The sequence below is a fragment of the Pseudomonas sp. 3MA1 genome (genome assembly GCF_029237275.1).
GTDB classification, from domain to species: Bacteria; Pseudomonadota; Gammaproteobacteria; order Pseudomonadales; family Pseudomonadaceae; genus Aquipseudomonas; species Aquipseudomonas fluorescens_AP.
In genome coordinates this window covers 36,292-57,803 of sequence record NZ_JAACFX010000014.1, presented here as the reverse complement: position 1 = coordinate 57,803, position 21,512 = coordinate 36,292, and the positions used below count along the sequence as shown (strand labels likewise).

Sequence of the window (21,512 nt, the reverse complement as noted above, 5' to 3'; positions counted from 1 at the left end):
GAAAGGTATCGGTCAAGAAACATTCCTATTTCTAAATGATATTTATTAGCATTACACTTCGATCCTCTCTCCCTTGATGCACCACCAAGGTGCATTGAATCGACAAGGATCGTTTGTCATGAAAGTCAGCTCCTGCCTGCTCAATTCGCTTCTGCTCAGCGCCGGTGTCGGCCTGCTGGCTCCGCTGGCGCAGGCCGGCGAGGCCTCAGAAGAGGTCAAGCCGGCGCCGTTGGAACTGGACACCGCGTTTGTCACCGCCACCGGCGGCGCCACGGATCTCAAGGATGCTCCGGCCAGCGTCAGCGTCATCACCCGTGAGGAAATCGAACGCCAGCCGGTCTATGACCTCAATACGCTGTTGCGCCGGGTGCCGGGAGTGACCGGTGGTTTCGGCCCGGTGGGCGAGCAGTCGAAGATCAAGCTGCGGGGCCTGGACGACAAGTACACGTTGATCCTGGTGGACGGCAAGCGCGTCGGTAGCTCCGCCGACCTGAGCTATCGTCGCGACCTGGCGCGCCAGGACCTGAACTGGATCTCGCCGAACATGATCGAGCGCATCGAGATCGTCCGTGGGCCGATGTCGTCGCTCTACGGCTCGGACGCCATGGGCGGGGTGATCAACATCATCACCCGCAAGGTCTCGCGGACCTGGACCGGTTCGGCCAGCACCCACATCACCGTGCCCAAGGACTCCGATCGCGGCCAGACCACCCAGTACAGCGTGAATGCGTCGGGACCATTGACCGAGTCCCTGGGCCTGCGCCTGGGCGCCAACGTCACGCGGCGGGCAGCGGATGAAGTCGAGGCGCGGCGCGATGCCCAAGGCGACTTCATGTACGACGACGGCGCTGGCGGCTCCAAGGACCAGAGCGTGAATGCCCTGCTGGACTGGCAGATCAACGAGGAGCAGAGCCTGTCCTTCGAGGCGGTGCATGGCGTCGAGCATTCCTGGTCATCGAAGAAGACTTTTGGTGATTGGGACGAAACCATTGGTGGCGCCTTCGGCCCCAGCCGCCTGACCCGCGACAGCTACATCCTGTCCCACAACGGTGACTGGAGCTTTGGCACGACGAAGCTCGATGCCTACCTGAACCAGTACCGCAACGATCTGGATAGGGGCAAAGCCAACTCCGAGGAGAAGATCGTCGAAGGCAGCCTCAACCTGCCCTTCGAGCTGCTGGTGGACCAGCGCCTGACGCTGGGCGGGCAATGGAAGCGCGAGGAGCTGACCAACACCAACACCCTGGGCACCGTGCCCGTGGATTACCAGGGCACGCCGGTCAATGGCTCGACCTTGAAGGGCGATTATTCGGCAGCCTTTATCGAGGATGAACTGTTCCTGCTGGACAACCTGTCCCTGACCCTGGGCAACCGTTTCGACCACAGCGACAAGTACGGCAACCACAACAGTCCGCGGGCTTATGTGGTCTATCACCCGCACCCGGACTGGACCGTGCGTGGGGGTGTTTCCAAGGGCTTTCGTGCGCCGAGCCTGAAGGAAGGCAGTGCGGGAGCGGCGACCGAGTCCGGTGGCCGGGGCTGTGGTTCGTTGCGTCCGCTAGGTTATGGCGGCGGCAGTTGCTGGATGGCGGGTAACCCGAACCTGACACCGGAAACCAGCACCAACAAGGAAATTGGCCTGTCGTTCGATCATGACGGCTGGGAAGCCAGCCTGACCTACTTCCATACCGATTTCACCGACAAGATCGAGTACGGTCCCCTGGGCCAGTACCAGGGCCGTTGGTGGACCCTGCTGGAAAACGTCGACAAGGCCCGCACTCGTGGTTGGGAAGGCACCGCCCGGGTGCCGCTGGGTGATTCGGTGACGTGGCGCACCAACGCCACCTACATGCTGGAAAGCCGGAACCTGAGCACCGGCGAAGATCTGATCAGCTCGCCCAAGCTGTCGGCATTCAGCGCGTTGGACTGGCAGATCAATGACCGTTTGAGCACCGAACTGTCGGCGCAACACGTCGGCAAGCAGCGCGGCATGGGCAATGATTTCGTGCAGTCCTACACCACCTATGACCTGACGGCGAACCTGGCATTGACCAAATGGCTGACGTTGAACGGTGGGGTACAGAACCTGATGGACAAGGACCTGCGGGACGGATCGACCAACTTCTATGTGCCCGGACGGGCGTTCTTCGCGGGGGCGACCACCTATTTCTAGGGGCGCTGGATAGAGCGGGGGAGGTCAGCCCCATTGCGTGGCAATGGGGCTGAAGAGGCTTACACGTTGAAGCGGAAGTGCATTACGTCGCCATCTTTGACGATGTATTCCTTGCCTTCCAGGCGCCATTTGCCGGCTTCCTTGGCTCCGGCTTCACCCTTGAACTGGATGAAGTCGTTGTAGGCGATGACCTCGGCACGGATGAAGCCTTTCTCGAAGTCGGTGTGGATCACCGCGGCCGCTTGTGGCGCGGTGGCGCCGACGCGCACCGTCCAGGCGCGAACTTCCTTCACCCCGGCGGTGAAGTAGGTCTGCAGGTTGAGCATTTCGTAGCCAGCGCGGATCACCCGGTTCAGGCCAGGCTCTTCCAGGCCCAGGGCCTCAAGGAACATGTCCTTTTCTTCGCCGTCTTCAAGCTCGGCGATTTCCGCTTCGATCTTGTTGCACACCGGCACCACCATGGCGCCTTCTTCTTCGGCGATGGCCTTGACCACGTCCAGCAGCGGGTTGTTCTCGAAGCCGTCTTCGGCCACGTTGGCGATGTACATCACCGGCTTGGTGGTCAGCAGGTGGAAGCCGCGGATGATCAGCTTTTCGTCGCTGCTCATGTCCTTCATCAGGCTGCGGGCCGGCTTGCCTTCGGTGAAGTGGGCAATCAGCTGCTCCAGCAGGGCTTTCTGGGCCACCGCATCCTTGTCACCGCCCTTGGCGTTGCGGGCGACTTTCTGCAGCTGTTTCTCGCAGCTGTCGAGGTCGGCGAAGATCAGTTCCAGGTCGATGATCTCGATGTCGCGCTTGGGGTCGACGCTGTTGGACACGTGGATCACGTTGTCGTCTTCGAAGCAGCGGACCACGTGGGCGATGGCATCGGTTTCGCGGATGTTGGCCAGGAACTTGTTACCCAGGCCTTCACCTTTCGAGGCACCGGCCACCAGGCCGGCGATGTCGACGAACTCCATGGTGGTCGGCAGCACGCGCTCCGGCACGACGATCGCCGCCAGGGCGTCCAGGCGCGGGTCGGGCATCGGCACGATGCCGCTGTTGGGCTCGATGGTGCAGAAGGGGAAGTTCTCGGCCGCGATCCCGGATTTGGTCAGGGCGTTGAACAGGGTGGACTTGCCGACGTTAGGCAGGCCGACGATGCCGCAATTGAATCCCATGGTGTATTCCCCGAGGAGTAGAGTCAGGCCTTCTGGCTGTGCAGGTTTTTCATCGCGCGGTTCCATTCACCGGCGAAGATATCCGGCAGCACGCCGAGGGCAAAATCGATGCTGGCATCGAGTTTTTCCTGTTCGGCGCGTGGCGCACGACCCAGGACAAAGTTTGAAACCATACTGGCAACACCCGGGTGGCCAATGCCGAGCCGCAGGCGGTGAAAGGTATTCTGATTGCCGAGCTGCGCGATGATGTCCCGCAGTCCGTTGTGCCCGCCATGCCCGCCGCCGGTCTTGAGCTTGGCGACGCCGGGTGGCAAGTCGAGTTCGTCGTGGGCCACCAGGATCTCTTCCGGCTTGATGCGGAAGAAGCCGGCAAGCGCCGCCACGGCCTGGCCGCTACGGTTCATGTAGGTGGTGGGAATCAACAGACGAATGTCCTGACCCTGGTGACTGAAGCGCCCGGTCAGGCCGAAATATTTGCGATCGGCGACAAGGCTGACACCTTGTTTTTCGGCGACGCGCTCAACAAAAAGGGCCCCTGCGTTATGCCGGGTCTGTTCGTATTCGGCGCCTGGATTACCCAGGCCAACGATCAGTTTGATGGCAGTCACGATAGGGGCCCTTCTTTGGAGTGGTGAATAACATCGCCGCAACCGGTGCTACGGCGAAAGTGGACGACAAGAGCTTGGTTGCCTTGCGGCAAACTTCGCGTTCTCGCCCGCTTTCTCGCTACGTTCCAGTCCGCGATGTGTTCCGCTCAACTCCGGCGTCAGAGTGAATTACTCTGCTGCGCCTTCTTCTTTCTCAGAAGCAACACGTGGTGCGTAGACGTTGGCGACTGCCAGGTCGTTGCCGTGTGCCAGAGCAACAAACTCAACGCCTTTAGGAGCGGTGAGGTTGGACAGGTGGATCACGGTGCCGATGTCGGTCTCAGCCATGTCGACTTCGATGAATTCAGGCAGGTCTTTCGGCAGGCAGGAAACTTCGATCTCGGTGGCTGCGCGGAAGATCTCGCCGCCTTTCTTGATCGGGGCAGCTTCGTTGATCAGGTGCACTGGAACCATGGCGGTCAGTTTCTGACCGGCAACTACGCGAACGAAGTCAGCGTGCAGCACGTGGCCTTTGGCTGGGTGACGTTGCAGGGCCTTGATCACGACGTTCTGCTTGGTACCACCTACGTTCAGCTCGATGATGTGGCTGTAGGCAGCTTCGTTTTCCAGCAGCTTGGCGACTTCTTTGGCCAGCATGCTGATGGATTCAGGGGCTTTGTCGCCACCGTAAACTACAGCTGGAACCAGGCTTGCGAGACGACGCAGGCGGCGGCTCGCACCTTTCCCCAGGTCGGAACGCAGTTCAGCATTCAGAGTAAAATCGTTCATGTTGTATCTCCAAAATAACCACACTCGCCCCAGCGTTTGCGACCAGCGCTAAAGGCGATATGGGCAAAAAAGCCCCGTCCCAACACAGGTTGGGACGGGGCGCTTTTCGTCATCGGGATGTTTTGCCAGGGACGAGCCCTAGCGGAACATCGCGCTGATCGATTCTTCGTTGCTAATACGGCGAACCGCTTCGGCAACAACCGGTGCGATATCCAGTTGACGGATACGCGCACAGGCTTGTGCTGCAGCGGACAGCGGGATGGTGTTGGTCACCACCAGCTCGTCCAGCACGGAATTTTCAATGTTTTCGATGGCCCGACCCGACAGCACAGGGTGTGTGCAGTAGGCAAAGACCTTGGCTGCGCCATGCTCTTTCAGGGCCTTGGCCGCGTGGCACAGGGTGCCGGCGGTATCGACCATGTCATCGACCAGAATGCAGGTGCGTCCTTCGACGTCGCCGATGATATGCATCACTTCGGAGTGATTGGCTTTCTCACGACGCTTGTCGATGATCCCGAGATCCACGCCCAGGGACTTGGCCACGGCACGTGCACGCACGACGCCGCCAATGTCCGGGGACACGATCATCAGGTTTTCGAAACGCTGGTCTTCGATGTCATCCACCAGAACCGGGGAGCCGTAGATGTTATCTACCGGAATATCGAAGAAGCCCTGAATCTGGTCAGCATGCAGATCAACCGTGAGAACACGGTCGATGCCGACTACGGTAAGCATGTCAGCGACGACTTTCGCGCTGATGGCCACACGTGCGGAACGCGGACGGCGATCCTGACGGGCATAACCAAAATAAGGAATAACAGCAGTGATACGAGTCGCTGAGGAGCGGCGGAAGGCATCAGCCATCACGACGAGTTCCATCAGGTTATCGTTGGTCGGAGCGCAAGTCGGCTGAATAATGAAGACGTCTTTACCGCGGACATTTTCATTGATCTCGGCAGTAATTTCGCCGTCGGAGAATTTTCCAACAGAGATGTCACCGAGAGGGATATGCAGCTGACGTACTACACGCCGAGCCAGATCGGGGTTAGCGTTCCCCGTAAAGACCATCATCTTGGACACGCGCAGTACCTGAAGGCTGAGGGTATACCTGGATGAGTATAAGGAAAATGGCAGGGGCGGCTGGATTCGAACCAACGCATGGCAGGATCAAAACCTGCTGCCTTACCGCTTGGCGACGCCCCTGTATCTGTTGCTTTCGAGTACCTGATACTCGATTCCTTTAGAGCAGACCTTGCAGCTTGCGATGCAACATCGAAACGTTGCTTCCTTTTGCCACAAACCCTGTAAGGGTCTCTGTAAGAAGGGCCGAGACTTTATCAGCTTCAGCTTTGCTTGGGAAGCCCCCAAACACACAACTTCCAGTTCCAGTCAGTTTTGCTTCGGTAAATTTACCTAGCAAATTCAATGCGTTACGTACTTCTGGATAACGCCTTGCGACTACCGGAAGGCAGTCATTTCTGCTGTTTCCCTTGGGAACGGGGCGCACTTTAATGGGCGGAGTGTCACGTGTCAACAGCGGATCTGAAAAAATTTCTGCTGTACTTACAGACACTTGCGGGACCAGTACCAGATACCAGGGTTCTTCGGGATATTCAGGGCTGAGTTTTTCCCCAACGCCTTCAGCGAACGCCGCGCGGCCGCGTACAAAAACCGGAACGTCGGCCCCCAGGGTCAAGCCCAGTGCCGCCAGGCGGTCTTCATCCCAGCCCAGTTGCCAGAGATGATTGAGACCCAGCAGGGTCGTGGCGGCATTGGAACTGCCGCCGCCGATGCCGCCGCCCATGGGCAGGATCTTGTCGATCCAGATATCGATGCCCTGGGTACAGCCGGATTGTTCCTGCAGTTTTTTGGCCGCCTTGACGATCAGGTTGCTGTCGTGGGGCACCCCCGGGAAGTCGGTGTGCAGGCGAATGACACCGTCATCACGCAGGGCGAAGGTGATTTCATCGCCGTAGTCGAGGAACTGAAACAGGGTCTGCAACTCGTGATAACCGTCTTCACGGCGACCGAGGATGTGCAGCATCAGATTGAGCTTGGCCGGGGAGGGCAGGGTCAGTTTTTCCATGGTCGGTCACTGCCCCAGCTTGCGTGGCAGCCATTCCTTGATCACCAGGGTGACGTCAAGGTCGCTGCCATGCAGCTTGATGCGCTCGGGCAGCCAGTAGCCGTTCTGCTCGGAATAGCTGCTGTATTCCACTTGCCAGCCATCCTGTTCCAGGCTCGCCAGGTGGCTGTCGCCGTCCAGGGTCAGGCGGCTCTTGCTGTCGGGGGCGGGCAGGCCGCGAACCCACCAGGCCAGGTGGGAAACCGGCAGTTTCCAGCCGAGCTGTTCTTCAAGCAGGGTTTCCGGGCTGGTGGCTTCATAGCGGCCCTGGTTGGCCACTTCCAGGCTGACCTGGCCGGGGCGGCCGGTCAGGCGCGCGGCGCCGCGACCCAGTGGGCCCGACAGGCGGATGTCGTAATAGTCCTGGCGTTGCAGCCAGAACAGCGTGCCGCTACCGGAGTCCTTGGGCGCGCGGATGCCGATCTTGCCGTTGATCTGCCAGCCATCGAGGCCGGTCAGTTGATCCTTGTGCAGGCGCCATTGGGCGGGGTTGCCCTGGCCCTGGACCGATTCACGGGCGCCAAAGCCGGCGCAGCCGGCCAGCAGGGCGATAAAGCTGAAAACAATGAAGTGGCGCAAAAACATGGTCTTAAAGAGTCTCTGATCCGGTCAGGCGTTTGATGGTGTCGCGCAATACAGGGCTGTCTGGCTGCTCCTTGATGAACTTACTCCAGATTTGCTTGGCCTCGCGCTGCTTGCCGTTGTTCCACAGTACTTCGCCCAGATGCGCCGCGACTTCCTGGTCGGGGAAGCGCTCAAGGGCCTGGCGCAGCAGGCGCTCGGCCTCGTCGAGGTTGCCCAGGCGGAAGTTCACCCAGCCCAGGCTGTCCATGACCGCCGGGTCTTCCGGGGTCAATTGGTGAGCCTGTTCGATCAGCGCCTTGGCTTCGGCGTAACGAGTGGTGCGGTCCGACAAGGTGTAGCCCAGGGCGTTCAAGGCCATGGCGTTGTCCGGCTCGCGTTGGATGATCAGGCGCAGGTCTTTCTCCAGTTGCGCCAGATCGTTGCGTTTTTCCGCCTGCATGGCGCGGGTGTAGAGCAGGTTCACGTCATCGGGATATTGCTGCAGGGCTTGCTGGATGACTTTCCAGGCGCGGTCCCCCTGATTGTTCGCCGACAGGGTTTCGACTTCGACCAGGTACAGCTGGATGGCGTAGTCGGGCTGGGCATCGCGGGCGGCTACCAGGCGTTTTTGCGCCTCGTCGGTGCGACCGTTGCTCATCAGGATGTCGGCCTGACGCAGTTGTGCCGGCAGGTAATCGTTGCCCGGGCCGACCTGAGCGTATTCGATCAGCGCCCCTTGCGGGTCGTTCAGCTCTTCGGCGATCCGTCCCAGGTTCAGGTGGGCGGAGTCTTCGTGGCTTTCCCGGGCAATCAGGTCTTCCAGGTAGCCCTTGGCTTCTTCCCAGGCCTTGGCTTCCAGGCACACCAGCGCCAGGGAATAACGCAGTTCGTCATCTTCCGGATACTGCTGGACCAGGCTGGAGAACTGAGTCTTGGCGTCTTCCATGCGGTCCTGCTCCACCAGCATGCGGGCGTAGGTCAGGCGCAGGCGCTTGTCGTCCGGGTACTTGCGGATGCTTTTTTCCAGCAGCGGCAGGGCTTCCTTGCCGCGGTTCAGGCTTTGCAGGAGACGGGCGCGCAACAGCAGTGGAGCGACTTCGCCGTCTTCCGGCGGGTTCTGCTCCAGCAGAGCCAGGGCGTCCTTGGCGTCGCCGTCCTGTTGCATCAGCAGGGCCTTGCCGAAGATCAGTTGGCTGTTGTGCGGGTGTTTCTGCAACAGCCGGTCGAAGCTTTTCATCAGGCCGTTGCGGGTGTCCTGATCGGTGTCGGCCGCCGACAGCGCAAGAAAGTCGAAATGGGTGTCGCCCTTGCCCTGCAGGACCTTCTCCATATAAAGCAAGGAGTCGTCATAACGACCCGCGCGGGCCAGCTGGATGGCGGCAGCCCGTTGTGCTTCCAGGTCGTCGGGGGCGTTCTTGGCCCAGATCAGCGACGTGTCCAGGGCCGCCTGATCGGCGCCCAGGTATTCGGCGATGCGAAAGGCCCGCTCGGAAATACCCGGATCCTGGGTGTTGATGGCCTGGGTCACGTAATTGTCCAGGGCAATGTCGAAACGATTGCGCTGACCCGCCAGTTCAGCGCTCAGCAGGCTGAAGATGGTGTCTTCACTGAACGAGGAATAAACCTTGGGCTTTTCAGGGGCGGGGGTGCTGTCTTCCACCGGCGACGTAGCGTCCGATGAAACGGGGGCCAGTGACTGGCAACCGCTGAGGAAGACAAAGGCGAGGAGCAACGCGGAGGATCTATTCATATAGGAAGAGGGCGACTAACCTGCGGTCGGATCATCATGACACAAGCCTTCGGTCAAACATAACCGAGACTCAACGGGATGCCAGAACAGAGGCAGTCTATTAGGACAATAGTCGGCGGTAGTTGTTCTGCGTCGGTCGAAGTAGGACAATTGTCGGCTTCTCGACATCATCAGCGACCTTGAATGGCCTTCCTTGCACTCGGTATTAACCACAAGACTGCTTCTGTAGACGTCCGCGAGCGCGTGGCCTTTACCCCTGAGCAGTTGGTTGAGGCCTTGCAGCAGCTCTGCCGACTCACCGACAGCCGCGAAGCTGCGATCCTCTCCACCTGCAATCGCAGTGAGCTCTATGTAGAACAGGATCATCTTTCTGCGGATGTGGTACTGCGCTGGCTGGCGGACTATCACCACCTGAGCCTAGACGAGCTTCGCGCCAGTGCCTATGTGCATGAAGACGATGCGGCAGTTCGTCACATGATGCGGGTGGCCTCGGGGCTCGATTCGCTGGTGCTGGGCGAGCCGCAGATCCTCGGACAGATGAAGTCCGCCTACGCCGTGGCCCGTGAGGCCGGCACCGTCGGCCCGCTGCTGGGCCGGTTGTTCCAGGCGACCTTCAGCGCCGCCAAGCAAGTACGCACCAATACCGCCATCGGCGAGAACCCGGTGTCCGTGGCCTTTGCCGCGGTGAGCCTGGCGAAACAGATTTTCAGCGATCTGCAGCGCAGCCAGGCGTTGCTGATCGGCGCGGGCGAGACCATTACCCTGGTGGCCCGGCACCTGCACGACCTGGGGGTCAAGCGCATCGTCGTGGCCAACCGCACCCTGGAACGCGCCAGCCTCCTGGCCGAGCAGTTCGGCGCTCACGCGGTGTTGCTATCGGACATTCCCCAGGAGCTGGTGCACAGCGATATCGTCATCAGTTCCACCGCCAGCCAGTTGCCGATCCTTGGCAAGGGCGCGGTAGAAAGCGCGCTGAAGCTGCGCAAGCACAAGCCGATTTTCATGGTGGATATCGCCGTTCCCCGGGATATCGAACCTGAAGTCGGCGAGTTGGACGACGTTTACCTCTACACCGTCGATGACCTGCACGAAGTGGTCGCGGAAAACCTCAAGAGCCGTCAGGGCGCGGCCCAGGCCGCCGAGGAGCTGGTGAACATTGGCGCCGAGGATTTCATGGTGCGCCTGCGCGAACTGGCGGCGGTGGATGTACTCAAGGCCTATCGTCAACAAAGCGAGCGCCTGCGCGACGAAGAACTGCAAAAAGCCCTGCGCCTGCTGAGCAACGGCTCCAGCGCCGAGGACGTGCTGGCCCAACTGGCCCGCGGCCTGACCAACAAACTGCTGCACGCGCCGAGCGTGCAACTGAAAAAGCTGTCTGCCGAAGGCCGCCTCGATGCGCTGGCCATGGCCCAAGAACTCTTTGCCCTCGGTGAGGGCTCATCGGATAAAACCCCGTAATGAAAGCGTCACTGCTCAGTAAGCTGGACATTCTCCAGGATCGTTTCGAGGAACTGACCGCCTTGCTCGGCGATGCTGAGGTCATTTCCGATCAGGCCAAGTTCCGCGCCTATTCCAAGGAATACGCGGAAGTCGAGCCGATCGTCGCCTCCTACAAACAGGTGCTCAAGGTCCAGGCCGATCTCGAAGGCGCCCAGGCGCTGCTCAAGGACAACGACCCGGACCTGCGGGAAATGGCCGCCGAGGAAGTGCGCGAGGCCAAGGAGCAATTGGTCGAACTGGAAAGCGTGTTGCAACGCATGCTGTTGCCCAAGGACCCCAACGACGGGCGCAACGTATTCCTGGAAATCCGCGCCGGCACCGGCGGTGACGAGGCGGCGATCTTTTCCGGCGACCTGTTTCGCATGTATTCGCGCTACGCCGAACGGCGCGGCTGGCGGCTGGAGATCCTCTCGGAAAACGAGGGTGAGCACGGCGGCTATAAAGAAGTCATTGCCCGGGTCGAAGGCGAGAACGTCTACGGCAAGCTCAAGTTCGAATCCGGCGCGCACCGCGTGCAGCGGGTGCCGGCCACCGAATCCCAGGGCCGCATCCACACCTCGGCCTGCACCGTGGCGGTGCTGCCCGAGCCGGACGAGCAGGAAGCCATCGAGATCAACCCGGCGGACCTGCGCATCGATACCTATCGCTCCTCGGGCGCCGGTGGTCAGCACGTGAACAAGACCGACTCGGCGATCCGCATCACCCACATTCCTTCGGGGATCGTGGTCGAGTGCCAGGAAGAGCGTTCCCAGCACAAGAACCGGGCCCGGGCCATGTCCTGGCTGTCGGCCAAGCTCAACGACCAGCAGACCAGCGCCGCGGCCAATGCCATCGCCAGCGAGCGCAAGCTGCTGGTGGGCTCGGGGGATCGCTCCGAGCGCATTCGCACCTACAACTTCCCCCAGGGCCGGGTCACCGATCACCGGATCAACCTGACCCTGTATTCCCTGGACGAAATCCTTGCCGGGGGCGTCGAGGCCGTGATTGAACCGCTGCTGGCCGAATATCAGGCCGATCAACTTGCGGCATTGGGTGAGTAAATGACCATCATCGCCAGCCTGCTGCGCGCAGCTCAATTACCTGATTCGCCGACGCCGCGCCTGGACGCCGAACTGCTCCTGGCCGCGGCCCTGGGCAAGCCCCGCAGCTTCCTGCACACCTGGCCGGAACGCATCGTGCCCAGCGAGGCCGCTTTGCTGTTCGCCGAATACCTGCAACGACGCCGTGCCGGCGAGCCGGTGGCCTACATCCTCGGCCAGCAGGGGTTCTGGAAGCTGGATCTGGAAGTGGCCCCCCATACCCTGATCCCGCGCCCCGATACCGAATTGCTGGTGGAGGCGGCGCTGGAGCTGCTGCCCGCGACCCCGGCCCAGGTCCTCGACCTGGGCACCGGCAGCGGCGCGATAGCCCTGGCCCTGGCCAGCGAGCGCCCGGCCTGGAAGGTCACGGCCGTGGATCGGGTGCTGGAAGCCGTGGCCCTGGCCGAACGCAACCGCCAGCGCCTGCAACTGGACAACGTCACCGTGCTCAGCAGCCACTGGTTCAGCGCGGTCGAGTCCCAGCGCTTTCATTTGATCGTCAGTAATCCCCCCTACATCGCCGAGGCCGACCCCCATCTGGCGGCCGGCGATGTGCGTTTCGAACCCGAAAGCGCCCTGGTGGCGGGCAAGGACGGTCTGGACGATGTGCGCCTGATCGTCAACCAGGCCCCGCAACATTTGCATGCCGGTGGCTGGCTGATGCTGGAACACGGTTACGACCAGGCGGCGGCGGTTCGCGAGTTGCTGACTGCGCAAGGCTTCATTGAAGTCCACAGCCGGGTCGATCTGGGCGGTCATGAACGCATCAGCCTTGGGTGCCTGCCGTGCTGACCGATCAGGAGCTGTTGCGCTATAGCCGGCAGATTCTGTTGCAGCACATCGACATCGACGGCCAGTTGCGCCTCAAGCAGAGCCGGGTACTGATTGTCGGCCTCGGCGGCCTCGGTGCCCCGGCGGCGCTGTACCTGGCAGCGGCCGGGGTCGGCGAGCTGCACCTGGCCGACTTCGACAGCGTCGACCTGACCAACCTGCAACGTCAGATCATCCACGACAGCCAGAGTGTCGGGGTCGGCAAGGTGGATTCGGCCATCAGCCGGCTGTCCGCCCTCAACCCGGAAATCCGCCTGGTGCCCCATCGCCAGGCACTGGACGTCGACAGCCTGGCCGCTGCCGTGGCCGCGGTGGATCTGGTGCTTGATTGCTCCGACAACTTCAGCACCCGCGAGGCGGTGAACGCCGCTTGCGTGGCGGCCGCCAAGCCCCTGGTCAGTGGCGCGGCGATTCGCCTGGAAGGGCAGTTGTCGGTGTTCGATTCGCGCCGCCCGGAAAGCCCTTGCTACCACTGCCTGTACGGGCACGGCAGCGAAGCCGAACTGACCTGCAGCGAGGCCGGGGTGCTCGGTCCGCTGGTGGGCACCGTGGGCAGTTTGCAGGCGCTGGAAGCCCTGAAGCTGCTGGCCGGGTTTGGCGAGCCTCTGGTGGGCCGACTGTTATTGATCGATGCCCTGGGTACGCGTTTTCGTGAACTGCGCGTCAAGCGTGATCCCGGTTGCAGCGTCTGCGGAGTTCAGCATGAGTGAAGCGCCCATTGCGGTGTTCGATTCCGGTGTCGGCGGCCTGTCGGTACTGGCGGAAATACAGCAACGGCTGCCCAACGAATCGCTGCTGTACCTGGGTGATTGCGGGCATATTCCCTATGGCGAAAAGACCCCGGAGTTCATTCGTCAGCGTTGTGCGCTGATGGCGCGGTACTTTCGCGAACTGGGCGCCAAGGCTCTGGTCCTGGCCTGCAACACCGCCACCGTGGCCGGAGTGGCCGACCTGCGCCGCGATTACCCGGACTGGCCCATCGTCGGCATGGAGCCTGCGGTCAAGCCTGCGGCGGCGGCGACCCGCAGCGGGGTGGTCGGGGTGCTGGCCACCACCGGCACCTTGCAGAGTGCCAAGTTCGCCGCCTTGCTCGATCGCTTCGCCGCGGATGTGAAAGTGGTCACCCAGCCCTGTCCCGGTCTGGTGGAAATGATCGAAAACGGCGACCTCGACAGCGACGCCCTGCGGCAACTGTTGCAGGGCTATGTTGAACCGCTGCTGGCGGCCGGTTGCGACACCATCATCCTGGGGTGCACCCACTATCCATTTCTCAAGCCGGTGCTGCTGCAGATGCTGCCGGCCCATATCAGCCTGATCGACACCGGCGGCGCCGTTGCCCGGCAGTTGCAACGCCTGCTGGATGAGGGCGAGCTGCGGGCCCGGGGCCCGGCCCGCGAGACGCGTTTCTGGACCAGCGGCGACGTCCCGCACTTTGTCCAGGTGCTGCCGCTGCTGTGGAAAGGTCCCGGTAGCGTTGAGCGTTTCCAGTGGTGAAAAAACTGAAAAACGCTCTGCCGCGGCTGAACTTCTGAGCGCGCGCGAGCTTCTATAACCTTTCCAGAAGGTTGTACAAGACCATACGTAACCGTTGAAAAAGGACGTTCCTGATGAAGCGACTGTTGTGTTTGGCCGCGCTGGCGGCCGGGTTGTTGGGGCACAGTTTTTCCGCGCAAGCGGCCGGAGTCGAGTTCTCCGTGGGACAAACCAGCGATTCGACCCAGGCCTACCGGTTGGGTATGCAATGGGACTGGGACAAGAGCTGGCTGCAAAGTGATGTCGGTCGACTGACCGGTTACTGGAGCGGCGCCTACACCTATTGGGATGGCGACAAGACGTCGAGCAATCACAGCCTGTCGTTCTCCCCGGTGCTGGTCTATGAATTCGCCGGGGCCAGCGTCAAGCCGTACATCGAGGCGGGGATCGGGGTAGCGGCCTTTGCCCACACCGAGGTCGAGGACAACAAGCTCGGGTCATCCTTCCAGTTCGAAGACCGTATCGGTTTCGGCCTGCGTTTCGCCGGTGGGCATGAAGTCGGTGTCCGCGCCACCCATTACTCCAACGCCGGCATTCAAACCCCCAACGACGGTATCGAAAGCTACGCGCTGCATTACACGATGCCGCTCTGAGGCCGCTATCAGCGATACGCCGTGGCGATTCCCCGGCGTTCGCTCAAGCAATCGGCTTCCCCCAGCTCGAATTCGCGACAGATCAATGGCCGCAGCTCATAGATGCTGCAGCGCATGCTGTCGCGGTCCAGGGCCGCGCACCAGCCGTCGTCCAGGCGGCGCATGACTTCCCCGCCCCAGTCATCGGTATCGATAAAGCGTTCGGGCACCCCGGTGTCGGTGATCAGCATCACTTCCAGCTGGCAGCAGCAGGCGGCGCAGGTCGAGCAACTGATGGCGGGTTCGGGGACGGGGACAACGGGAATGGTGATCATAGGCACGCAGTGTAAGGCAGTCGGCCCCTGCTGTGGGAAAGCCCGGACGGACGCTCAGTCCGGGATGGCCGCCTGTGATTCTTCCGCGGTGGGCCGTGCGAGCACGTGCAGCAGCGGCAGTAGCAAGCTCCAGAGCAGCCCCAGCCCCAGCAGGGTCGGCCACAGGCCATAGGCAAAGGTCACCCCGGCCAGGCGGCCCCCGGCGTAATAGGACAGCGGCCCGCACAGCGCGCCGACCAGGCAGGTCAGCCACCAGGGCCGGGCGGTCCACGCCAGGCAGTGGCGCAGCGTGGTGCCCAGCAAGGCCCAGAGCACGATCAGCCACAGGGGAATCAACAGGCTCACTTGCTGGAACTGGAACACCCCCAGCCAGTGCAGGAAGCTGTCCAGGGTAATGCCGGTCAGGGCGACCCCGAAAATCATCCGGCCTTCCGCTGCCCAACTGCCGATCCAGCGAAAATGCGCCAGCAGGATCGCCACCCCCAGCAGCAGCCAGGCGCTGTCGCCGGACAGCACACAGATGAACCAGCCCAGCTGGAACAGCAGGGCGTTGGCCAGTTGCTTACGCATCGAAACGTCCCAGCAGGGGTTGCGGCACCGCCGAAGGTTTGGCCAGGAGCATCTGCGCGGTGCCGATGCTGCGTTCCAGGAAGCCGCCTTCGCAGTAGCACAGGTAGAACTCCCACAGACGCAGGAAGTACGCGTCATAGCCCAGCTCGCTCAGACGGCCGTGGGCGCGGCGGAAGTTCTCGTGCCACAGGCGCAGGGTGCGGGCGTAGTGCAGGCCGAAATCCTCCATGTGCAACAGGTTCATGTCGGTGTCGCGGCTGACCACTTCGAGCATCTTCTGCACGCTGGGCAGGGCGCCGCCGGGGAAGATGTAGCGCTGGATGAAGTCCACGCCCTTCTTCGCCTGTTCATAGCGCTGGTCACGGATGGTGATGGCTTGCAGCAGCATCAGGCCGTTGCTTTTGAGCAATCTTGCGCACTGCTTGAAGTAGGTGGGCAGGAAACGGTGGCCCACGGCTTCGATCATTTCGATGGACACCAGCTTGTCGTACTGACCGTCCAGATCGCGATAGTCCTCCAGCAACAGGGTGACCCGGTCCTGCAGGCCGGCGGCGTCGATGCGCTGCCGGGTAAAGGCGAACTGTTCCTTGGACAAGGTGGTGGTGGTGACTCGGCATCCGTAATTCTGCGCCGCATACAGCGCCATGCTGCCCCAGCCGGTGCCGATCTCCAGCAGGTGGTCTTCGGGCTTGAGCGCGAGTTTCTGGCAGATGCGCTCCAGTTTGTTCAACTGGGCCTGCTCCAGGCTGTCGTTCTCGCTGCGAAATTGCGCCGCGGAATACATCATCGTGGGGTCGAGAAACTGCTCGAACAGCTCATTGCCGAGGTCGTAGTGGGCGGCGATGTTTTTCTGCGAGCCCTTGCGCGTGTTGCGATTGAGCCAGTGCAGGCCACGTACCAGCGGCCGCCCCAGACGCGCCAGGCCGCCTTCCATGGCATCCAGCACCTCCAGGTTGCTGACGAAGACGCGGATCACCGCCGTCAGGTCCGGGGTGCTCCAGTAGCCATGGATGAACGCCTCGCCGGCACCGATCGAGCCACTGCTGGCCACTAGCCCCCAGGCGCTGCTGTCGTGGATATGGATTTCACCAAGCAAGGCCGCGCTGCGGTCGCCGAAGACCAGGCGCTCGGCGTTTTCGATGACCAGCAGTTGTCCGTGCTTGAGTTGCGCCAGTTGCCGCAGCACGCCGCGACGCAACAGGTTGGCGGTCAGGCTGTGGGTGCTGAACAGGGTATTTCTGGCCGATACGCTAGAGGATTTCATGGCGGCGATCCTTGGGTTGTACAGCGGCTGTGCGATAGGCGCCGTCGGCGGCCTCATGGGGAAAAAACGTGATGCCCTTGGCGGCCAGGCGCAGGGCCTGCCAGTAGATGGCCAGGCAGGTCTTGGCGGTCATCCATGGAAAACTGCGCAGGTACTGGTGCAGGCTGCGGCGATCCAGGGCCTGGCGCTGCAGGCTGAGGGTGGCGTCGAACACCTTGAGATCACCCTGCCAGTCGGCCATGTGCACGCCCAGGCGGTCGGCCGGCGGGCTGAAGCTCATGCGGTATTCAAGGTCGCGGGGCAAAAACGGCGAGACGTGAAAGGCCTTGGCCACGGCGAAGTGCTGGTGCTCGGGCGCGCTGGCACTGTCCGGGCGGGCCGGCAGCACATAGTGATAGCGCTCGCGCCACGGGGTGTTGGTGACTTCGCAGAGAATCGCCGCCAGTTGCCCGTCGGCCTCGAAGCAGTAGAAGAAGCTCACCGGGTTGAACGCCAGGCCCCAGCTGCGCACCTGGGTCAGCAGGCGCACCGCGCCGCCCGGTGCATGGCCGATGGCCGCGGCCACTTGCTGGCGTACCGCGTCGATCAGGCGCATGCCCTGGCCGGTGAAGTCTTTCAGGTAGTCGCTTTCGCGGAAGGCGAAGGCGGCGAAACGGCTGCGGCCCGCCAGGGGCGAGAGCCCCAGCACCGCGTCCTGCTCGTCCAGGTCCAGGTACAGAAGGCCGATCCGGTAGCGGAAGGCATGGTCCTTGGGGGCGAAGCGCCGGTGGCTGATCCAGCCGCTGTACAGGGCACTGTTCACAGTTGTTCACCAAAGGCCTGGGCCACGCGCAAGGCACTGACCACGCCGTCTTCGTGAAAGCCGTTGGCCCAGTAGGCGCCGCAGTAGAAGCTGTGCTGGGCGCCTTGCAGTTCGCTCCAGCGGGCCTGGGCCGCCACCGCTTCGAGGCTGTACTGCGGATGGGCATAGGTGAAGCGGGCCAGGATCTGCGTCGGGTCGATGACCGCGGTCTGGTTGAGGCTGACGCAGAAAGTGGTGTCGCTCTTCAGGCCTTGGAGGATGTTCATGTCGTAGGTCACGGCGGCGGCTTTGTCGCCGCTGGCGTCCAGGCGGTAGTTCCAGCTGGCCCAGGCCAGGCGCCGGCGCGGCAGCAGCCGGGTATCGGTGTGCAGCACCACGTCGTTGTCGGCGTAGGGCAGGGCCTGGAGAATCTCCCGCTCGGCCCGGCTGGGGCTGGCCAGCAGTTGCAGGGCTTGGTCGCTGTGACAGGCGAACACCACCTTGTCGAAGCGCTCGCTGCCGGCGGCGCTGTGGATCAGCACGCCGGTTTCGTCGCGCTCGACCCGTTGCACCGGGCAGTCGAGGCGGATGTGCTCGCGGAACGAAGCGGTCAGGGGTTCGATGTAGCGGCTTGAGCCGCCTTCGATCACGCACCACTGCGGACGGTTGTTCACCGACAGCAAGCCGTGGTTCTTGAAGAAGCGCACAAAGAACTGCAAGGGGAAACCGAGCATCTGCACCCGTGACATGGACCAGATCGCCGAGCCCATGGGCACGATGTAGTGCTGGATGAAACGCTCGCCGTAGCCCTGGTCTTTCAGGTATTGGCCCAGGGTGGTGTCGGCGGCGATCCGCTGTTGCTGCAGATCGAGCAAGGCGGCTTTGTTGAAGCGCAGGATGTCCCGCAGCATGCCCCAGAACCCGGGCGACAGCAGGTTGCGCCGCTGGGCGAACAGGCTGTTGAGGTTGTTGCCGTTGTACTCCAGGCCCGAGGCCGGATCGCACACCGAGAAGCTCATTTCGGTGGGTTTGAACTTGACCCCGATCTGGCCCAGCAGGCGGATGAAGTTGGGGTAGGTCCAGTCGTTGAAGACGATGAAGCCGGTGTCTACGGACTGGGTTTCGCCGTTGTGGCTGACCTCCACGGTGTGGGTGTGACCGCCGATCCAGCTGCTGGCCTCGAAGACCCGGATGTCATGGCGACGGTTGAGAACGTAGGCACAGGTCAGCCCTGCGATGCCGCTACCGATAATGGCGATTTTCACGATGCACTCCCCGTGCGGGCCAGGCGTTTGGCGATGGCCAGTTGCAGGCGGCCGGGCAGCCAGGACAGCAGCTTGAGGCCGAAGATGAACGGGGCGGGGAAAGCGATCTCCAGATCCCGGTGTGACAGACGCTTGTGGATATGCCGGGCGGCCTTGGCGGCGGGCCAGCTCATGGGCATGGCAAAGTCGTTGCGCGCGGTCAGCGGGGTATCGACGAACCCCGGGCTGACCACGGTGACGTCGATGCCCTCGGCGGCCAGGTCGATGCGCAAGGATTGCAGCAGGTAACGCAGGGCGGCCTTGGAGGCGCCGTAGGCACCGGCCCGGGGCAGCGGCAGATAAGTCACGGAACTGGCCACGCCCACCAGATGGGGGCGATTGCCGGCGCGCAGCAAGGGCAGCGCGGCCTCGATGCAATAGCCGGCGGACAGCAGGTTGCTGCTCAGCACACGCTCGATCAGCGCCGCGTCGAATTGCTGCACGTCGATGTATTCACAGGTCCCGGCATTGACAATCGCCGTGTCCAGGGCGCCCCAGGCCTGGGCGATGCGCTTGCCGATCTCGCGCACCTGCAGGGCGTCGGTGAGATCGCCGGGCACCACCAGCACCCGCCCCGGATAACGCTGGGCCAGGGCCTCCAGGGGCTCGCGCGAACGGGCGCTGACGGCCACCTGGGCGCCGGCCTTGAGCAGTTCTTCGGCCAGCGCCGCACCGATGCCGCTGCTGGCACCGGTGAGCCAGATCCGCCGTGGCATTGCTGGGTTCATCCGAGTCTCCTTTTCAACCAGGCGATCACCGCGCCCAGTAGCGGCAGGTGTTCGTAGAGCAGCGCGCCGGCGTCGAAATAGTCGCGATGCCGATAGACCTTGGCGTCGCGCCAGTGCAGGTGCGAGCAACCGGCGACCCGGATCAGTTGGCCCCCGCGCAGGCGCGGGTGGCGGTAGCTCATGGTCCAGCGCAAGTAGCCCTGGCCTTCGTCGCAGCTGTCGATGCCGTGGAAGTCGAAGCGTAGCTCGCTGACATTGGCGTACAGCTCGGCGAAATAGTGCCGCAGGCGCGGCAAGCCATTGACCTCGTGCAGCGGGTCGGTGAACTGGATGTCCTCGCTGTAGAGCTGATCCAGGCGCTGCAGGTTGTGCTTGTCGAGGCTGGCGAAGTCTCGGGCAAAGCGCTCAAGGAAATCACTCATGGGGCATCTCCCACGTCCGGCCGCGACGGCAGGGCCTTGAAGGCGGCCAAGGCACGATCTCGTGACATCGACAGGTCGACCATGGGCGCCGGATAGCCGGCGACCGCGAACAGGCCGCCCATGGCGCCGGGGTTGTGGATATCCCTTTTGTTCAACCCCGCCAGTTGCGGCAGCCAGTGCTTGATGAAGCGCCCCTCGGGGTCGAAGCGTTCCGATTGGCTGATCGGGTTGAAAATGCGGAAGTACGGTGCGGCGTCGGTGCCGGTGGAGGAACTCCATTGCCAGCCGCCGTTGTTCGCCGCCAGGTCGCCGTCGATCAGGTGACGCATGAAGAAACGCTCGCCTTCGCGCCAGTCGATCAGCAGGTTCTTGGTCAGGAACATCGCCACCACCATTCGCAGGCGGTTGTGCATCCAGCCCGTCTCCAGCAGTTGGCGCATGGCGGCGTCGATCAGCGGCAGGCCGGTGCGCCCCTCTTGCCAGGCCGCCAGGTCTTCGGGGGCGTCGCGCCAGGCCACGGCTTCGGTTTCCGGACGGAAGGCACGGTGCCGGGAAACCCGTGGGTAACCCACCAGGATGTGTTTGTAGAACTCGCGCCACAGCAGCTCGTTGATCCAGGTGACGGCGCCGGGGTTGCCGCTCTCGAACTCTCCCTGATTGCAGCGCAAGGCCGCGTGCAGGCACTGCCGCGGCGAGATCACCCCGGCGGCGAGGTACGGCGAAAGCTGGCTGGTGCCGGGCTTGGCCGGGAAGTCGCGTTCGCTCTGGTAGTAGTTGATCTGCTCGTCGGTGAACCGTTCCAGGCGGCCCAGGGCTTGGTCTTCACCAGCCGGCCAGAGGTCGCGCAGTGTCTGGCTGGGGCGCGGGAAGCCGTCGATATGCTGGGGCACGGGATCGGCCTGGATCGACAGCGGCAATTGCGCCTTGGGGAGGTCGATCAGGGCCGGCAGCGCGCTGTGCAGGCGGCTGTAGCAGACCTTGCGGAACTGGCTGAAGACCTGGAAGTAGCCGCCGCTCTTGGTCAGCACGCTACCGGGCTGGAACAGCAGTTGATCGAGGTAGCCCTGGACGCTGATATCGGCTTCTTCCAGGACCCGGGTCACCGCGGCATCGCGTCGGCTCTCGTGGATCCCGTATTCCTGGTTGAAGTGCAGCATGCGTACCTGCAGTTGCCGGCACAGTTCCAGCAGGACTTGGGGCGCCTGGTCCCAGGTGGTGGCGCTGCGGATCAGCAGGGGGATGTTCAGGCGGCCCAGGGCCGTGCTCAATTGCTGCAGATTGCGCAGCCAGAAGTCGACCTTGCACGGTGCGTCGTCGTGGGCCTGCCACTGCTCCGGGCTCAGCAGGTACACCGCCACGGTCGGGCCACGCCGGGCGGCGGCGCAGAGGGCGGTGTTGTCATGTAGGCGCAGGTCGCTGCGCAGCCAGATCAATTGCATGCTGAT

General features: G+C 62.7%; 22 protein-coding genes and 1 tRNA gene. 7 read left to right on the top strand and 16 right to left on the bottom strand.

The genetic code is table 11. The features are described from left to right. Positions 1 to 118 precede the first annotated feature (118 nt). A complete protein-coding gene (locus GWQ44_RS27410; RefSeq protein ID WP_275928726.1) occupies positions 119 to 2,173 on the top strand; it encodes a TonB-dependent receptor in 2,055 nt (684 codons plus the stop codon). A 59-nt stretch (positions 2,174 to 2,232) separates the two neighbouring features. Here GWQ44_RS27410 and ychF read toward each other — a convergent pair whose 3' ends face one another. The 8 genes from ychF to GWQ44_RS27370 all read right to left on the bottom strand — a co-directional run bounded on the left by ychF (position 2,233) and on the right by GWQ44_RS27370 (position 9,148). Next, positions 2,233 to 3,333, bottom strand: a complete 1,101-nt coding sequence (ychF, locus tag GWQ44_RS27405) for a redox-regulated ATPase YchF (protein ID WP_016967414.1) — start codon at positions 3,331 to 3,333, stop codon at positions 2,233 to 2,235. 23 nt (positions 3,334 to 3,356) lie between these two features. Next, positions 3,357 to 3,941, bottom strand: a complete 585-nt coding sequence (gene pth, locus GWQ44_RS27400) for an aminoacyl-tRNA hydrolase (protein ID WP_016967415.1) — start codon at positions 3,939 to 3,941, stop codon at positions 3,357 to 3,359. Positions 3,942 to 4,109: 168 nt separating this feature from the next. Beyond that, complete coding sequence (locus GWQ44_RS27395; RefSeq protein WP_016967416.1) at positions 4,110 to 4,709, bottom strand: 50S ribosomal protein L25/general stress protein Ctc; 600 nt, start codon at positions 4,707 to 4,709, stop codon at positions 4,110 to 4,112. A gap of 138 nt (positions 4,710 to 4,847) precedes the next feature. Continuing rightward, a complete protein-coding gene (locus GWQ44_RS27390; RefSeq protein WP_003171603.1) occupies positions 4,848 to 5,789 on the bottom strand; it encodes a ribose-phosphate pyrophosphokinase in 942 nt (313 codons plus the stop codon). Positions 5,790 to 5,837: 48 nt separating this feature from the next. Next, positions 5,838 to 5,912, bottom strand: a tRNA-Gln gene (locus GWQ44_RS27385). 37 nt (positions 5,913 to 5,949) lie between these two features. Next, the gene (gene ispE, locus GWQ44_RS27380; RefSeq protein WP_060844602.1) at positions 5,950 to 6,795 is read right to left on the bottom strand and encodes a 4-(cytidine 5'-diphospho)-2-C-methyl-D-erythritol kinase; all 846 of its coding nucleotides are present in this window, start codon (positions 6,793 to 6,795) and stop codon (positions 5,950 to 5,952) included. Positions 6,796 to 6,801: 6 nt separating this feature from the next. Further along, positions 6,802 to 7,419 carry a lipoprotein insertase outer membrane protein LolB gene (lolB, locus tag GWQ44_RS27375; protein WP_047306055.1) on the bottom strand — a complete coding sequence of 206 codons (618 nt, stop codon included), beginning with the start codon at positions 7,417 to 7,419 and terminating at the stop codon, positions 6,802 to 6,804. 4 nt (positions 7,420 to 7,423) lie between these two features. Beyond that, a complete protein-coding gene (locus GWQ44_RS27370) occupies positions 7,424 to 9,148 on the bottom strand; it encodes a tetratricopeptide repeat protein (RefSeq protein ID WP_199010702.1) in 1,725 nt (574 codons plus the stop codon). A gap of 183 nt (positions 9,149 to 9,331) precedes the next feature. On the opposite strand from GWQ44_RS27370, the gene hemA reads away from it, so the two are divergent. From hemA to GWQ44_RS27340, 6 genes are all read left to right on the top strand, one after another. Continuing rightward, positions 9,332 to 10,606, top strand: coding sequence for a glutamyl-tRNA reductase (hemA, locus tag GWQ44_RS27365; protein WP_275928725.1), 1,275 nt, complete (start codon positions 9,332 to 9,334; stop codon positions 10,604 to 10,606). Continuing rightward, on the top strand, positions 10,606 to 11,688 hold the full coding sequence (prfA, locus tag GWQ44_RS27360; protein WP_016965521.1) for a peptide chain release factor 1: 1,083 nt from the start codon (positions 10,606 to 10,608) through the stop codon (positions 11,686 to 11,688). The genes hemA and prfA overlap by 1 nt, the downstream gene beginning before the upstream one ends. Further along, the gene (prmC, locus tag GWQ44_RS27355; protein ID WP_016965519.1) at positions 11,689 to 12,519 is read left to right on the top strand and encodes a peptide chain release factor N(5)-glutamine methyltransferase; all 831 of its coding nucleotides are present in this window, start codon (positions 11,689 to 11,691) and stop codon (positions 12,517 to 12,519) included. Further along, positions 12,513 to 13,268 carry a molybdopterin-synthase adenylyltransferase MoeB gene (gene moeB / locus GWQ44_RS27350; RefSeq protein WP_047306124.1) on the top strand — a complete coding sequence of 252 codons (756 nt, stop codon included), beginning with the start codon at positions 12,513 to 12,515 and terminating at the stop codon, positions 13,266 to 13,268. The genes prmC and moeB overlap by 7 nt, the downstream gene beginning before the upstream one ends. Further along, positions 13,261 to 14,052 (top strand): glutamate racemase, encoded by a 792-nt coding sequence (gene murI, locus GWQ44_RS27345; RefSeq protein ID WP_016965515.1) that lies wholly within the window; start codon positions 13,261 to 13,263, stop codon positions 14,050 to 14,052. Before moeB ends, murI begins: the two co-directional genes overlap by 8 nt. A 113-nt stretch (positions 14,053 to 14,165) precedes the next feature. Further along, positions 14,166 to 14,684 (top strand): acyloxyacyl hydrolase, encoded by a 519-nt coding sequence (locus GWQ44_RS27340; RefSeq protein ID WP_047306051.1) that lies wholly within the window; start codon positions 14,166 to 14,168, stop codon positions 14,682 to 14,684. Between the two features lie 8 nt (positions 14,685 to 14,692). Here GWQ44_RS27340 and GWQ44_RS27335 read toward each other — a convergent pair whose 3' ends face one another. Genes GWQ44_RS27335 through phrB form a run of 8 tightly spaced genes read right to left on the bottom strand, consistent with a single transcriptional unit; the run spans position 14,693 to position 21,506 of the window. After that, entirely contained in the window at positions 14,693 to 14,998 is a 306-nt protein-coding gene (locus GWQ44_RS27335; RefSeq protein WP_047306050.1) for a YkgJ family cysteine cluster protein, read from the bottom strand. 54 nt (positions 14,999 to 15,052) lie between these two features. Further along, the gene (locus tag GWQ44_RS27330) at positions 15,053 to 15,568 is read right to left on the bottom strand and encodes a DUF2878 domain-containing protein (protein WP_016965511.1); all 516 of its coding nucleotides are present in this window, start codon (positions 15,566 to 15,568) and stop codon (positions 15,053 to 15,055) included. Further along, positions 15,561 to 16,832 carry a cyclopropane-fatty-acyl-phospholipid synthase family protein gene (locus GWQ44_RS27325; protein WP_016965510.1) on the bottom strand — a complete coding sequence of 424 codons (1,272 nt, stop codon included), beginning with the start codon at positions 16,830 to 16,832 and terminating at the stop codon, positions 15,561 to 15,563. Before GWQ44_RS27325 ends, GWQ44_RS27330 begins: the two co-directional genes overlap by 8 nt. Continuing rightward, on the bottom strand, positions 16,819 to 17,634 hold the full coding sequence (locus GWQ44_RS27320; protein ID WP_047306049.1) for a DUF1365 domain-containing protein: 816 nt from the start codon (positions 17,632 to 17,634) through the stop codon (positions 16,819 to 16,821). The genes GWQ44_RS27325 and GWQ44_RS27320 overlap by 14 nt, the downstream gene beginning before the upstream one ends. Continuing rightward, complete coding sequence (locus GWQ44_RS27315) at positions 17,631 to 18,878, bottom strand: FAD-dependent oxidoreductase (protein ID WP_275928724.1); 1,248 nt, start codon at positions 18,876 to 18,878, stop codon at positions 17,631 to 17,633. Before GWQ44_RS27315 ends, GWQ44_RS27320 begins: the two co-directional genes overlap by 4 nt. After that, positions 18,875 to 19,645, bottom strand: a complete 771-nt coding sequence (locus tag GWQ44_RS27310; RefSeq protein ID WP_047306047.1) for an SDR family NAD(P)-dependent oxidoreductase — start codon at positions 19,643 to 19,645, stop codon at positions 18,875 to 18,877. The genes GWQ44_RS27315 and GWQ44_RS27310 overlap by 4 nt, the downstream gene beginning before the upstream one ends. Then, positions 19,642 to 20,067 carry a nuclear transport factor 2 family protein gene (locus tag GWQ44_RS27305; protein ID WP_047306046.1) on the bottom strand — a complete coding sequence of 142 codons (426 nt, stop codon included), beginning with the start codon at positions 20,065 to 20,067 and terminating at the stop codon, positions 19,642 to 19,644. The genes GWQ44_RS27310 and GWQ44_RS27305 overlap by 4 nt, the downstream gene beginning before the upstream one ends. Beyond that, a complete protein-coding gene (phrB, locus tag GWQ44_RS27300; RefSeq protein ID WP_275928723.1) occupies positions 20,064 to 21,506 on the bottom strand; it encodes a deoxyribodipyrimidine photo-lyase in 1,443 nt (480 codons plus the stop codon). The genes GWQ44_RS27305 and phrB overlap by 4 nt, the downstream gene beginning before the upstream one ends. Positions 21,507 to 21,512 lie beyond the last annotated feature (6 nt).

Coding starts and splice junctions, on each gene's coding strand:
- GWQ44_RS27410 (WP_275928726.1), top strand. CDS start 119: ATGAAAGTCAGCTCCTGCCTGCTCAATTCGCTTCTGCTCAGCGCCGGT.
- ychF (WP_016967414.1), bottom strand. CDS start 3,333: ATGGGATTCAATTGCGGCATCGTCGGCCTGCCTAACGTCGGCAAGTCC.
- GWQ44_RS27395 (WP_016967416.1), bottom strand. CDS start 4,709: ATGAACGATTTTACTCTGAATGCTGAACTGCGTTCCGACCTGGGGAAA.
- ispE (WP_060844602.1), bottom strand. CDS start 6,795: ATGGAAAAACTGACCCTGCCCTCCCCGGCCAAGCTCAATCTGATGCTG.
- lolB (WP_047306055.1), bottom strand. CDS start 7,419: ATGTTTTTGCGCCACTTCATTGTTTTCAGCTTTATCGCCCTGCTGGCC.
- GWQ44_RS27370 (WP_199010702.1), bottom strand. CDS start 9,148: ATGAATAGATCCTCCGCGTTGCTCCTCGCCTTTGTCTTCCTCAGCGGT.
- hemA (WP_275928725.1), top strand. CDS start 9,332: ATGGCCTTCCTTGCACTCGGTATTAACCACAAGACTGCTTCTGTAGAC.
- prfA (WP_016965521.1), top strand. CDS start 10,606: ATGAAAGCGTCACTGCTCAGTAAGCTGGACATTCTCCAGGATCGTTTC.
- prmC (WP_016965519.1), top strand. CDS start 11,689: ATGACCATCATCGCCAGCCTGCTGCGCGCAGCTCAATTACCTGATTCG.
- murI (WP_016965515.1), top strand. CDS start 13,261: ATGAGTGAAGCGCCCATTGCGGTGTTCGATTCCGGTGTCGGCGGCCTG.
- GWQ44_RS27340 (WP_047306051.1), top strand. CDS start 14,166: ATGAAGCGACTGTTGTGTTTGGCCGCGCTGGCGGCCGGGTTGTTGGGG.
- GWQ44_RS27335 (WP_047306050.1), bottom strand. CDS start 14,998: ATGATCACCATTCCCGTTGTCCCCGTCCCCGAACCCGCCATCAGTTGC.
- GWQ44_RS27330 (WP_016965511.1), bottom strand. CDS start 15,568: ATGCGTAAGCAACTGGCCAACGCCCTGCTGTTCCAGCTGGGCTGGTTC.
- GWQ44_RS27325 (WP_016965510.1), bottom strand. CDS start 16,832: ATGAAATCCTCTAGCGTATCGGCCAGAAATACCCTGTTCAGCACCCAC.
- GWQ44_RS27310 (WP_047306047.1), bottom strand. CDS start 19,645: ATGAACCCAGCAATGCCACGGCGGATCTGGCTCACCGGTGCCAGCAGC.
- GWQ44_RS27305 (WP_047306046.1), bottom strand. CDS start 20,067: ATGAGTGATTTCCTTGAGCGCTTTGCCCGAGACTTCGCCAGCCTCGAC.
- phrB (WP_275928723.1), bottom strand. CDS start 21,506: ATGCAATTGATCTGGCTGCGCAGCGACCTGCGCCTACATGACAACACC.